At 35.5% G+C, this 13,618-nt stretch carries 11 protein-coding genes; 6 read left to right on the forward strand and 5 right to left on the reverse strand.

Annotated elements, in window-relative coordinates:
* Positions 1-17: 17 nt before the first annotated feature.
* The 3 genes from GXM16_RS06540 (at position 18) to GXM16_RS06550 (ending at position 2,853) form a co-directional block, all read left to right on the forward strand.
* Positions 18-740 carry a hypothetical protein gene (locus tag GXM16_RS06540; RefSeq protein WP_163393593.1) on the forward strand — a complete coding sequence of 241 codons (723 nt, stop codon included), beginning with the start codon at positions 18-20 and terminating at the stop codon, positions 738-740.
* Between the two features lie 385 nt (positions 741-1,125).
* Complete coding sequence (locus GXM16_RS06545) at positions 1,126-2,130, forward strand: hypothetical protein (protein ID WP_163393594.1); 1,005 nt, start codon at positions 1,126-1,128, stop codon at positions 2,128-2,130.
* A 156-nt stretch (positions 2,131-2,286) separates the two neighbouring features.
* Positions 2,287-2,853, forward strand: coding sequence for a biliverdin-producing heme oxygenase (locus tag GXM16_RS06550; RefSeq protein ID WP_163393595.1), 567 nt, complete (start codon positions 2,287-2,289; stop codon positions 2,851-2,853).
* A gap of 196 nt (positions 2,854-3,049) precedes the next feature.
* Here GXM16_RS06550 and GXM16_RS06555 read toward each other — a convergent pair whose 3' ends face one another.
* Positions 3,050-4,135 (reverse strand): SGNH/GDSL hydrolase family protein, encoded by a 1,086-nt coding sequence (locus GXM16_RS06555; RefSeq protein ID WP_163393596.1) that lies wholly within the window; start codon positions 4,133-4,135, stop codon positions 3,050-3,052.
* Between the two features lie 456 nt (positions 4,136-4,591).
* Between GXM16_RS06555 and GXM16_RS06560 the strand changes: the two genes are divergently transcribed.
* Both GXM16_RS06560 and uxuA read left to right on the forward strand, forming a co-directional pair.
* Positions 4,592-5,404 carry an SDR family oxidoreductase gene (locus GXM16_RS06560; protein WP_163393597.1) on the forward strand — a complete coding sequence of 271 codons (813 nt, stop codon included), beginning with the start codon at positions 4,592-4,594 and terminating at the stop codon, positions 5,402-5,404.
* An 18-nt stretch (positions 5,405-5,422) separates the two neighbouring features.
* On the forward strand, positions 5,423-6,580 hold the full coding sequence (uxuA, locus tag GXM16_RS06565; RefSeq protein WP_163393598.1) for a mannonate dehydratase: 1,158 nt from the start codon (positions 5,423-5,425) through the stop codon (positions 6,578-6,580).
* Positions 6,581-6,696: 116 nt separating this feature from the next.
* Here the strand turns inward: uxuA and yiaA are convergent, their stop codons facing one another.
* Entirely contained in the window at positions 6,697-7,167 is a 471-nt protein-coding gene (gene yiaA / locus GXM16_RS06570) for an inner membrane protein YiaA (RefSeq protein ID WP_163393599.1), read from the reverse strand.
* A 128-nt stretch (positions 7,168-7,295) separates the two neighbouring features.
* Here yiaA and GXM16_RS06575 point away from each other — a divergent pair, with 128 nt between their 5' ends.
* Positions 7,296-8,831 carry a tetratricopeptide repeat protein gene (locus GXM16_RS06575; RefSeq protein ID WP_163393600.1) on the forward strand — a complete coding sequence of 512 codons (1,536 nt, stop codon included), beginning with the start codon at positions 7,296-7,298 and terminating at the stop codon, positions 8,829-8,831.
* Positions 8,832-8,901: 70 nt separating this feature from the next.
* Here the strand turns inward: GXM16_RS06575 and GXM16_RS06580 are convergent, their stop codons facing one another.
* The 3 genes from GXM16_RS06580 to GXM16_RS06590 all read right to left on the reverse strand — a co-directional run bounded on the left by GXM16_RS06580 (position 8,902) and on the right by GXM16_RS06590 (position 13,569).
* Positions 8,902-11,334, reverse strand: a complete 2,433-nt coding sequence (locus GXM16_RS06580) for a DUF4982 domain-containing protein (RefSeq protein ID WP_163393601.1) — start codon at positions 11,332-11,334, stop codon at positions 8,902-8,904.
* 105 nt (positions 11,335-11,439) lie between these two features.
* Positions 11,440-12,399: a glycoside hydrolase family 53 protein gene (locus GXM16_RS06585; protein ID WP_229684217.1), complete on the reverse strand. Its 960-nt coding sequence runs from the start codon at positions 12,397-12,399 to the stop codon at positions 11,440-11,442.
* A 78-nt stretch (positions 12,400-12,477) separates the two neighbouring features.
* Positions 12,478-13,569, reverse strand: a complete 1,092-nt coding sequence (locus GXM16_RS06590) for a glycoside hydrolase family 53 protein (RefSeq protein WP_163393603.1) — start codon at positions 13,567-13,569, stop codon at positions 12,478-12,480.
* Between the last annotated feature and the right edge of the window lie 49 nt (positions 13,570-13,618).

A 13,618-nucleotide genomic window follows, 5' to 3' on the forward strand; every position in this document is an offset into this window, starting at 1 on the left:
ATTATAAATTTTAAATTATGAAAAAAATAATTTTATCAATGTCTTTAATGGCCGCAATGTTCTTTATTTCATGTGAAAACAACTCCGTAAACGAGGAGGTACAGAGCAGTGCCTTGTCCAATGAATCAACTGTAAGCAATCAATCTAAAACGGCAAAACTATTAGCAGCTGATTGTACTCCGGTAGCTGATAATGTAGTGGTAAACCGAATTACAGGAGGACTTACCGGAAACTACTGTGACTGGACACCTACTGCTAAAACAATAGGTTTAGTAAGTGTACAGTTTGAAGGTATCTATGGTAGCGGTATCCGTCCTACTACTGCAGGCTGGTATGTAGGTGTTGTAGCACCTAATGCTACATGTACAACAAATGGCTGGAGTACTATTGCTGCCGGAATTGATGTAAAAAACTTAAATACAGGTACTATTGGTGTAGATCCTTCTTGTGGCAGTTTTATACCTCAAAATGTAGTAGGTGCTGTTGGTCCTGCTTATGGACTAGATTTTGGTACAGTAGGTTTTTATACATATAATTCTACTACCCGCGTTATCACGATTACTAAAAAAGTAGTGATCTGGAGAGATGACTTTCATACCGCAGCTACAGCATATTCTGATCCAACAAAAACAAATGGTGATATAACTGATGCTTATTTAGTAGAGATAACAAGTATAGTACCTACACATGGTGCTTCTGTTTTTGGTACTGTAAGTTATACGTATACCAAAGTATTGTAATATAAAAATGCCCGAACTGGAATTCGGGCAATAAAAGTTTCACAAACCGTCGCCCGTATAGTTTAAAAAAAATAACAGGCTTTAGTTTAAGCCTGCAAAATTAATAAAAAAAGACTGCTCCTTTTTTTAGAACAAATAATTTATTTCGGTTATAAATAAGAAGCCCCGATAGCTATCGGGAGAAGTCGTAAAGTTAAAGGTCGAAAGTATTAAATATTAAATATAAAGTATGTATTCCTTTTGACTTTATGACTTTCAACTTTTGACTTACTAACTATGACTTATATGTTAAAAAACAATTACGAATTACACTAATAATGAATGTTTACAATATCAAAGTACATTACAAACTGTTGTAATTACTTAACTCTTTAATTAAAATAAAATGAAACAGAATCAATATAAAAACACCTTTTTTTCTTGTATAACCGCTTGCGTAGCTGCTTTAGCCCTTATGACTTCCTGCGATACCGAATACAACACCACTTATGTATCTGGTGATGCTGTTATCAAAAGTTTTACTATTCAGGCATTTGAGGATCAGGAACCTATACAGGCTGCCATAGTAAATGATACTATTAAAGTACTTTGGGTAAGTTATCATGAGATGCCTGAAACCATTACACCTGCTATTGAATTAGCCGATAAAGCTGTAGTTAGCCCTAAAGCCACTGTTGAAATCCCATTTAAAACGGGCGAAAAATATACGGTAACTTCTGAAGCTGGTACTACTAAACAATATACCCTACAAGTTGATTTCCGTCAGCCTCAGCCTAAATCATTTAGACTTGGAATTACTACAGGTACTTTAGGGGGATGGGCAAGCATTTCAGGTGGTTATGGAACTTTAACAGATCATTTATGGTTTAATTTAGAGCAAACCAGAGTTTATCTGGTTTCGGAATCAGATCAAACCAAGGAATACGATTGTGAAATTGTATATTTGGGTACAGGTACTGGAATTAATCCTTTTAATGGTTATGGCATTTATTTTTACCTGCCTACTAATATGCCAGTAGGAAAATACGATGTCCGTGTTAAAAACGGAGAGTATGTTTTAAGGCAATCTCTGGAAAAAGATTTGTTTAATTTTACAGTTACTGCGCCTACTCTTGTAGAAATTTCAAGATGGCATCCTGCAAAATTTACACTAAAAGGAGGCGATACGTTTAGTATTCGTGGAACAAAACTGGATACAGGTAAAAATCTATTTATTTCAATAGGTACTAATGGTACACGTCGTCCTATAAAAATTGTTTCCCGTACGGCATATACAGCTACTTTTAAGGTGCCGGTTGGTACACCAGCGGGTATATATAACAGGCTGTTTTTTATAGATGAAAATTTAGCCGAAACAAGGGTGTCTCCAGAGCTTACTGTAACAGAATAAAATACAACTTAAAACCACTATCTAAAAAATAGTGGTTTTAAGGTTTTCTTTGCTGAAGATTTTATTAAGTTCAAATTAAAAAATAAAGTATAGAAAGAATCTTTTATACGTATCTAATCTATACCTGACCACAAAACAAATTAAAATAAAAACAATATGTTAAGCACACAAATTAAAGAAGCCACAAAAGAAGGCCATCAGGAAACGGAGAAAAAAGTAGTACTTCGTATTAAGAATATCAGTAATAACGAAGATTATGTAGAATTGCTAAAATGCTTTTATGCTTATTTTAATACAGTTGAAAAAGCAATAGCACCTTACATCAATACTGTATTGACGGACTATAATGAACGTCGTAATTCATCCTACATCAAAGCAGATATTGAAGAACTGGGTGGCAGCATCGACAAATTACCAAATGCCACAGCAACTGAAATAAAAGATGCTATACAGGCAATGGGAGCTTTATATGTGCTTGAAGGTTCTATTATGGGCGGACCATACATTGTACAAATGTTACAAAAGAAAGGTATCGAAAAGGGATTTTCATTTTTTAGTGGCTATGGCTCCGAATCCGGATTAAAATGGGCTTCGTTTACTGCAGCATTAAATATTTTACCAAAAACAGAATCCGATATTGCAAAAGCAGTAGATGCTGCGAGAGAAACTTTCAAAAAATTTGGCGAAGTATTCGAAACAACTGCAACGGTTCAGGTACAATAAATCTTGAGTATAAAGAATCAAATGTTTTATGTCTCATAGTATTAGATTACTCAAGCTAAACACCATATTAATCGCTCCAAATCTTCTACAAAAAAGTTCGACATTTGTTCGGGCAGGGCTACTAAGAAAAAGCTTCAGATTTCTCTGAAGCTTTTTTTATATGTTTAATTTGTTTTTTTACGTGTTAGTTCAATATTTACCATTTTATATTACGATCAATAAATTCAATCAGCTGTTTTGACATTGCTTCCTGTTCTTTTCTATTGGGATGGTTACCTCTTTCTTTGTAGGGAAAAACTAACGTATATATTTTTTTATCGTATAATTGATCAACGGCTTTTTGAATATATCCCGGCCATTCTGAACCAGATCTGGTAGCATCCATATTACCCAAAGCGCAAATTATACTAGCGGATGGATATTTGCTTCTAATTGAACGAACGAAATTTGCATACGCGTGAATTATAAAGGTTTCTGATGGTTTCTCTGTCCCAAATCTTCGTTTAAACTGTTCATGTTCTGGCCTGTTTACAATCCAGGAATCATTTTGAAAGAGGTTAATTACTACAATATCCGGTGTATACTTTTTAAAATCCCATTTACTTAAAGAATCTAGCGGTGCTGTACGATTGTATGTTTCAGGCATAATTTCAGGAAACCAGCTTACCGTAATTCCAATGCCGCTACGGGCAATAATAAAAGGTTTAGCATTATAGTGCCTTGCTGTTATAGCAGCATAAGTATAATAGTTATTGAAATCTTCCGGAACACCAGTATCTCTCCCTCCATCCTGGACATCTACTCCATGTCCGGCTGTAATTGAATTCCCGTAGAATTCAATTCTTCTGGTGCGATTGTCTTCATTCTTCAATAATTTTGTTTGTCCATAAAGCTCAAATCCATAAAATACATTAACTGATGTAGAATTTGATAATTTATATATTTCTAGTGTATGGGTACCCGGACCAAGATCTTTTGCTATATTTATCGTTCTAAGGGTATTATCTGTTTCAAACTTAAAAGGCTTTTTATCATCTTTATCTATTATGGCGTAAAAAAATGCTTTCTCTTTAAAAGACTTGATTTTTACTGAAACCCCTGATCCTTTAAAGGTTATCCCGGCTGTAGTCCCAGGCCAGTAAAACATAGTAGAGTCCGCTTTAACATCTACCCTGCCTGTGTAATTGATTTTGGAATTATCAGGTTTAACAAACTGCTGCGGATATCCATATGAAATAAAAGTAAATAGAACTAATACATATATTCTTTTGAAATTGATCATATTATATAATTAACTAATTTAGGTTCTGTGGCGTCTTGTAGAATTTAAATATAAGTTTTTTTTAACGTAATTTAAAAGTATAGCCATCAATTTACAGAATGATGCAGCATTGTTATTTCTGTTCTTCTTTTTCGGTGTTCAGTTTACATTCTTTATTTATACTAATAGTCAGATACTGGTAATTCTGCGTTTTCATAGATTCCTTCATGCCAGTCCGAACAGTGATCTGTAAATATTTTACAGTGCTGTTATAAATTTTTATTCATTTTCTAATTTACTGATTTTAATTATCAAAGATGCTTTTTAAAATAAGTTTTTTATACATTTGCAAGCAACCGTGTTCGTACACGAGTTAATAAAAAAGCATTCGTACATAAAACTTAACAAAAAAAGTGCTTCCAAACTATTTGCTAATCAAACAAAAAAGTAATCAAGAAAGCCTAAATAAATAATAAAATGAATTCAATATTTAATCTGGAAGGAAAAATAGCACTTGTTACAGGTGGTGCTGGTGTATTAGGAAGTAATATGGCAGAAGTATTAGCCAAAAATGGGGTGACCACAGTAATTTTAGGACGTACTCTTGAAAAAGCCCAAATTACTGTTGACAGCATAAAAAGTAAGGGTGGAAAAGCATTTGCCGTAAAAGGTAATGTTTTAAACCAGGAAGAAATGGAAGCAGTTCGTGATCTTATTAGTCAAAAATATGGCCGTCTTGATATCCTTATTAATGCTGCCGGCGGTAATATGCCTGGCGCTACTATTGGACCGGATGAAGCTATTTATGATTTAAAAAAAGATCATTTACAAAAAGTTCTTGACCTCAATATCATCGGCACTATTTTGCCTACACAAGTATTCTCTGAAATCTTTGCAAAGCAAAAAAACGGTATTATTATCAATATTTCTTCGGCATCTGCAGAACGCCCTTTAACAAGAGTCGTTGGGTATTCAGCTTCTAAAGCGGCAATTGATAATTTTACAAAATGGATGTCTGTAGAACTGGCTTCTAAATACGGAGAAGGAATCCGGGTAAATGCTATTGCGCCGGGATTTTTTATCGGGGAACAAAATAGAGCTTTACTACTTACTCCAGAAGGAGAATTAACCCCAAGAGGAATCGCAATTATTAATCATACTCCGATGGGACGCTTTGGTGCTCCTGAAGATTTAGACGGGGTATTGCTTTTCTTGTGCAGTGATATGTCCAAATTCGTTACAGGGACTATTATCAAAGTTGATGGAGGTTTTGCGGCGAAAAGTATTTAAAAACAATTAAGAATAATTATGGAACAAACATGGAGATGGTACGGGCCGAATGACCCGGTAAAATTAGCTGATGCCAGACAAGCCGGAGCTACCGGAATTGTGACTGCCTTACACCACATCAAAAATGGACAGGTGTGGGAAGTTGATGAAATCATGAAACGGAAAAATGAAGTAGAGGCTGCCGGATTGACTTTTTCAGTTGTAGAAAGTATTCCGGTGCATGAAGATATCAAAAAACAAACAGGTGATTATTTGAAATACATAGAAAACTATAAACAAAGTATCAAAAACCTGGCAGCCTGCGGTGTTCATATTGTCTGTTATAATTTCATGCCGGTTTTAGACTGGTCCAGAACCGATTTGTCATACGAAATGCCTGATGGTTCTAAAGCTTTGCGTTTTGATATCAATGAATTTGCTGCTTTTGAATTATTCATTCTAAAACGCCCGGGAGCAGAAGAAACGTATACAGATGCACAAAAAGCAAAAGCAAAAGCAACTTTTGAAAAACTGACTGATGCTGATAAAATAAAATTACAGCAAAACATCATTGCTGGACTGCCAGGTGCAGAAGAATCTTATACCGTAGAGGATTTCCTAAAAGTACTTGAAGATTATGATGGCATTGATGCCAATAAACTAAAAGAACATTTATATTATTTCCTTCGTGAAATTGTACCGGTAGCTGAAAGTGTGGGCGTAAAAATGGCAATCCACCCAGACGATCCTCCTTATCCGATTTTAGGATTGCCAAGAGTCGTAAGTACAGAAGCTGACTTAGTGCAGTTGCTAAATGCTATTGATTCTCCTTCAAATGGATTCTGTATGTGTACAGGATCTTATGGTGTAATTGCCAAAAATGATTTATCAGGAATGATTGACCGCAATGGTGAAAAAATGAATTTTATCCACCTAAGAAGCACACAACGCGATGAGGAAGGAAATTTCTATGAGGCTAACCATTTAGAAGGAGATGTGGATATGTACGAAGTGGTGAAATCTATCGTAAAGATAGAAAAACAAACAGGCAGAGTTATTCCCATGCGACCTGATCACGGCCACCAGATGCTGGATGATCTGAAGAAAAAAACAAATCCGGGATATTCAGGCATTGGTCGTTTAAGAGGTTTAGCCGAATTACGCGGGCTTGAATTAGGAATTAAAAGAAGTTTATAAATAATTTGAAATTTCAAAGCTCTGGAGAAATCCGGAGCTTTTTTTGTTTTACTAAAAGTTAGAAAAACCCCAAAACTGTACATTTCTGTAACAGTAATGAGGCTCCCCGCTAAAAATTATATAGTAGCCGATTCAAATTGTTTAAGATCACGGGTGTTTTTTTGCACAGCAAGGGCAGAAAACATTCCTAATACAAAAGACATTCCAAAAAATCCCTTTTCGCTTAGTAGTAAATCAGCATTCCAAAGACCTATTATTAGCAATACTACAGCTGCAATGGTACTAAACCAGCTGAGGCTATAATACAAATCGGTTACGGGTATTCCTTCCAGTTTGTCACGTACGCTTTTCTGCACTGATATTACAGAGAAAAGTCCGAAGAGAAGAATTGTAAAATAATATCCTTTCTCGTTGTAAGCCATATCCGAATTATAAAGACCTATACAATAGGAAGTGATACCAATAAGTAACGTCATCCAGGATGCTCCCACAAAAGCTGCACTTGGCTTTACAGGATACCCGTTAGTAAATTTTGCGTTTTTTGATTCTGAATTGTTGTTTGATTCATTTGATTTTAGCGGTTCCATAATTTTTATGTTTTTATAATTATGAAGCAAATATCAGCATGAAACAGGAACTATGAAAATCAATTTATCAAAAAAACTGATGATATAAAAATACATTTTATTACTTTTATCCCAGCAAAAACATATTTATGAATGCACTACAGGAAGTAGCAAATACGATGAATGAAGCTGAAAAAATAGCATTTATACAGTATCTTTCAAAAAAGAATAAGCGTAAAGACACAGGAAATGTAGCATTATTTAATTCTTTAAAAACTGATGATATAAAATCAAACAAAAAGAATTTAAAAGATAAAAAAAGTATCGATGCTTATCATGCTCTCAGAAAAAGGCTTTATGACAACATGATTGATTTCATAGCTAACCGAAGTTTTGAAAATGATACTTCACAAGAAAATGCTGTACTTCGCCTTATTGTGGTAAGCCGGTTGTTTTTTGAACATAAACTTATAAAAACAGCTTTCAAATGTCTGGCAAAGGCCGAAGATATTGCTTTGAATATAGAACATTTTAGTCTTCTTAATGAAATTTATCTGACTCAGATACAATTTGCACATTTCAATCTGTCAGAGCCAATCGAAAAAATAATAGAAAAATTTAAAACAAACAAAAAGCAGTTAGAACATGAAGAACATCTCAATTTAGGTTATGCTGTTTTGCGTCGGGAACTTGCGGCTATTTATCATGAAGGCCGAATAACCGATTTTCAATCCCTTATAAAAAATACTATTGAAGCACATGGAATCTCTTTGAAACAGGGACTGACTTTTAAATCACTGTATCAAATATTATTTATCGCCAACGAATATGCTTCCATAAACAACAACTTCTCCCTTATACAGCCTTTTGTTCTTAAAAGCTATCGGTTCATTAGCAAAAAAACCGATCTGACAGACAGGAATTTGTACTATCATATCTACATTTTATATTTTATAGCTAATTTCTATTTTAGGAATGGTCAGTTTACCGAGTCTTTGAGTTATCTCAATTTGATGTTTGCAGAATTACAAAAACAATCCGGAAAGTATTATGAGCGATTCTCTCTCAGGTATTTTTTATTATTAGCTTTTAATGAAAATTATCTTGGTAATGCCCAAAAAGCAATAGAAATTGCAGAAAAAGCCCTTTCTTCAAACAAAAAAGCAGATCCTAACGAAAGTAACGACCTTCGAATTATGCTTACCGTTTTTTATATACAGCAGAATGCCGGACGTAATGCCCTAAAAGAAATGGCAAAATTAAACCATACAGACAGCTGGTACGAAAAAAAGATGGGAATTGACTGGACAATAAAAAAGTGTCTCATTGAAATCCTTCTGCACGCTCAACAAGACAACACAGAACTGGCTTTATCCCGTATAAAAAGTTTTAAGAGACGTTATAAAAAATATCTTTTAACGGTAAATGAAGAACGTGTGGTTCAATATCTTTTGTTTGCAGAACAATATGTTATCAAACCTGAAATCATACAGACCCAAAAATTTGAAAAAGCAGTAGAAGATTTTATAATGACAGCACAAAACGGTCCGAAAGATATTCTAATTATGAGTTTCTTGTGCTGGTTACTTGCAAAAGTGAGACGTAAAACAATTTATGAAACTACTTTGAATCTACTGGCAACGTATTTTCCTTTAGACAATAAAAAAAAAAGCCTGAGAACATAATTCTCAGGCTTTGTTGTATGATTCAATAAAGTTAATTCATTTTGTAAAATAAATATTTGCAGAAAATTAATTAGCGTTCTGACTTCAAATTTATTTTCCCTTTCTGAAGCCCCTTACCTGTTACTTCTAACTGGATTGCACCTGCTGTTTCGATTGTCTTAACTAAAACCACCAATTTACCGCTAAAAAGCTTCATATGATCCTGATGAAATATCTCTAAAGATGTTGCATCACCATTGCATGCAGCTCTGTAGGTTGCAGCTCCGGTTACTTTAAACTGCAGTTCATTATCTGCTACAGGACATGGAATTCCATTTTTATCTACTACCGAAACAGTTACAAAAGAAATATCCTCTCCATCCGCCTTGATTGTTTTACGATCTGCATTGAGCACAATTTTATAAGGATCACCGGCTGTTTTAACCTCACTTTCGGCAGCTTTTTTTCCATTGGAATCAAAAGCTACCACTTTTACTGTTCCTGGCTCATATTTCACATCATTCCACATTAATCGATAACGGTTTTGCGGAGTTGAATTATTTTTTTTCTGCACTCCCATGCTTTTTCCGTTTACAAAAAGCTCTGCGCTGTCATAACTCGTGTAAACAAAAACCGGCGTGATCTCTCCTTCTCTTCCTTTCCAGTTCCAGTGTGGCAAAATGTGAAGGGTTTTATCTTTCGTATTCCATCTGCTTCTGTACAGATAAAAACGATCTTTAGGAAGTCCTGCTAAATCTGAAATTCCAAAATAAGAACTTCTTGACGGCCATTTTTCATCATAAGGCGTCGGTTCTCCTAAATAATCAAAACCTGTCCACACAAATTCTCCAATAACCCACGGTTTATCATCCTGTAATACAAAATCTTCATCCGGAACATTGGACCAGCTACAAGCTTCAAGATCATAGGACGAACTCTGAAAATCAGGGTATTGTTTATTCTTCTCCTTTACAACAGGGAACTTATAAATACCTCTTGAACTTACTGTTGAAGCCGTTTCAGAACCTAATATAAATCCCTGTGGAAATGTTTTATACGCTTCTTCATAAAGATGAACCCTGTAATTTAATCCCGGAATATCCAGCAAAGCCCCAAAACCAGATTCCATAGTTGCTTTTACCTGATCCATACCAACAGTCACAGGTCTTGTTGGGTCTTCACGATGAAAAATATCCTGCAGCCATCTGGCACGTTTTACGCCTTCAGCTCCCCATTGATCCGGAACTTCATTTCCTGAACTCCACATTACGATACAAGGATGATTTCGCGTGGCTCTTACTAGATTTACTATGTCTTTTTCAGCATATTCACTAAAAAAACGATGATATCCGTTTTCTACTTTTGGCTTTGCCCATTCATCAAAACTTTCTGCAAGAAACATAAAACCCATTTCGTCAGCCAGTTCAAGCTGTTCAAAAGAAGGCATATTATGAGAACTGCGAATCGCATTACATCCTAAATCTTTTAGAATCGTCAATTGTCTTTTAAGTGCCGCTTTGTTTATAGCTGCACCAAGAGGCCCTAAATCATGATGAAGACAAACTCCTTTGAATTTGGTTATTTTTCCGTTAAGACTGAATCCTACATGAGGTTCATATTTAATAAATCGGATACCAAATTTTATATTTTGCTCGTCTTTTAAAGTTCCGTCTGCTGCATATAATTTGGTTACCGCTGTGTACAAATAAGGCGTTTCAGGACTCCACAAATTAGGTTTGCCAACTAAAATTGTCTGATGGAATTTACCATCCTTTGTTTCAGTATTTTTTTGTGTTGCTATTACCTTATTGTTGGCATCCTTTATTTGGGTTTCCATTGATACGTTACTACCATGAAACTCTGCTTTAATATCGACAACAGCATTGTTGTCTTTCATGTCCGGAGTGGTAATAAAAGTACCCCATTGGGCAAAACGTTCTTCCTCACTTACAACAACACTAACTTTTCTGTAAAGACCGGCTCCCGGATACCATCTTGAAGAAAATGGCATATTTGTGAGTTTTACAGCCAATAAATTTTCTTTACCAACAACAAGTTCATTGGTGATATCAATAGAAAAATAGCTGTAGCCATATCCCCATTTTCCTATCTGTTTTCCATTTAAAAAAACCTGAGGTTCACTCATAGCGCCTTCAAAAACAAGGAGTGCTTTTTTTCCTTTTTTAAATTCCGGAATAGTAAATGTATTTCGATACCAGCCTGTTCCAATATGCGGAAGCGAACCGGTACGGCCTGTTTTTTCAGTTGGGATTTTTTCTCCGTTTTGTTCAATTGCCGAAACCTGCTTATCCCATTCTTTATCAAAAGGGCCGTAAATTGCCCAATCATGAGGCACACTGACTTTATCCCACTTGGAAGCATCAAAACCTACAGCAAAAGCATCTTCTTTTACTTCCTTAGAAAAACGCCAGTTATCTTTTAAAACAACAGTCTGTGACATCATTTTTCCTGACAAAAAAATCAGCAGAAATAAGAATAGGATTGATCTAAAAATTAATTTCATTTTCTGTTTATTTTTTTCACCATTAAGATATGAAGTTAAGAATTGTCAAGAAAATTAAGCTGAACTTAACCAACTTGATCTTAATAGTAAATTTTATTTAAAATTCTAATTTTTGAAAGCATCCAGAGCCGGTGACGGTTTTCCGTTCTCCTGCCATGCATTTAGCTGATATTGGCTCCAGCTTTTCGCACCTTGAGGCTCCCAGTAAATAACGCCTAATCCTTTATTATCCGGTACATTTTTCACGGCTTTTATTGTGGCTTCAAGCAGTTCTTTGGTGTTTTGTTGTAATGTATAATCACCACCGACTTCAACCACCATTACTTCTTTATTGTAACGGGAAGCCATATCTTTTAGGTTATTTTCCAAATCAGCGATGTTTTCCTTATAATCGGTTTTTAGCCAAAACGGATAATATGAAAGACCAATTACATCGTATTTTACATTCAGTTCTGTTGCTTTGTCAAAAAACCACCTGAATTTTTCGTTTTTGTTTCCTTCGTCCAGATGCACGATAACTTTAATTTTTGAATCTACTGCTTTTGTAGCCTCATATCCTTTATTGAGCAATTGCGCCAGTTGAGCGAAGTTATCTGTATGTCCTTCCGGCCAAAGCATTCCGCTTGGAATTTCATTTCCAACCTGAACCCACTCCGGAGTTACTCCTGCTTTTTTTAACAGTTTCAGCACATCATAGGTATGATTGTACACATCGGTCAACAATTCCGGAAAAGAATGTTTTGCCCATGCAGCAGGTTTATTTTGCTTGCCGGGATCAGCCCACGAATCGCTGTAATGAAAATCGATCATAATACGCATTCCAATCTTTTGCGCGCGAACCGCCATGACAACTGTTTCTTGGGGACTACAGTGCCCGCTGGCTTTATCAGTATTGGGATTTACCCAAACGCGCAAACGAATGGAATTGATTCCTCTGTCTTTTAATAATTGCAGACAATCCTTTTCAGAACCATCTGCATCATAAAACTTATAGCCTGTTGCTTCCATTTGTGGTAACCAGCCCACATCGGCTCCTTTAGAAAAAGAACCTTCTTTACTTGCCATTTTTGTTTTACATGAAGTAAATACAAGTGTTATGACAAGCAAAAAAGGTACTATTTTAAAATGCTTTTTCATGCTTTATTACCTGGCGAAAGCCTGCATTACTGATAAAGCCTGATTATCAAAACTATACAACGCCTGATTCTCATAAGTAGAACCATATGCAGATTGTTTTCCTCTAAAAGCAACCCATTCTCCACCCCAGTAAGCAAATCCTTGTCCATGTTCTGACGCTTCAACCGAAGCTCTTACAGCAAGAACAAAAGCCTTTTGTCCTGCAGGAGTTGCCGGATATTCAGGTATTATTTGTGTATTATTACCTATAATGTTGTTCGTAAAATCATTATATAAGAATGTAAAAGGATAAGATGTTTCTGCAATCACGACTTTTTTACCATATTTTTCTCCAAGGGCATCAATTGTAGAGGCTACTTCAGTCAGATCTTTTCCGTGATGCATAGGGTAATATGATAATCCTACATAGTCATAATCGATAGTTTTCATTTTGTTGAAAAACCAATCAGTACCACCTCCATTTATACCTGCATAATGAATCATGATTTTTGCATTTGCTGATTTTGCACGAACAGCCTGGCTTGCAGCTGTCAATAAAGCAATGCATTGTTGCTCATTGTCTATTAAATGTCCTTGTGGCCAAAGCAATCCGCTGTTGATTTCGTTTCCGATCTGAATAATATCAGGATTGATTTCTTTAATGATTGTTTCTGTGTAAGTTGTAACGGCAGTTTTTAAATCGTCAAAAGATAAGTCTTTCCACTCTACAGGAGTTGTCTGAACACCCGGATCTGCCCAGTGATCAGAGTAATGTACAGTTAACCAAACTCTAAGACCTGCTCTTCTTGACCTTTCTGCCAGAGCTTTCACTTCAGCAAGACCAGAACGGCCATTCACAGGTTTTTTCCATAAACGGATTCGCACTGTATTACAACCAGCATTTTTAAGTGTTGTAAGCATGTCTTCTTCCTTGCCATTATTGTAGAACTTCGTTTGAACAGCCTCCATCTCAGGAAGATAAGAAATATCAGAAGCTCTGATAAAAGTATCATCGGCAGGTGGCTGAGCAACACCTGGAGCTTTGTCATCGTCGCCTGAGCAAGAAAATTGAATTGCTGTTATTACAAGCAAACCAAGAAATTTTATATGTTTTTTCATATATGTAAGTTTTTTATCGCCATATGTAAAGTAGTTATTAAAAATTAAC

The organism is Flavobacterium limi (assembly GCF_010645075.1).
GTDB lineage: Bacteria > Bacteroidota > Bacteroidia > Flavobacteriales > Flavobacteriaceae > Flavobacterium > Flavobacterium limi.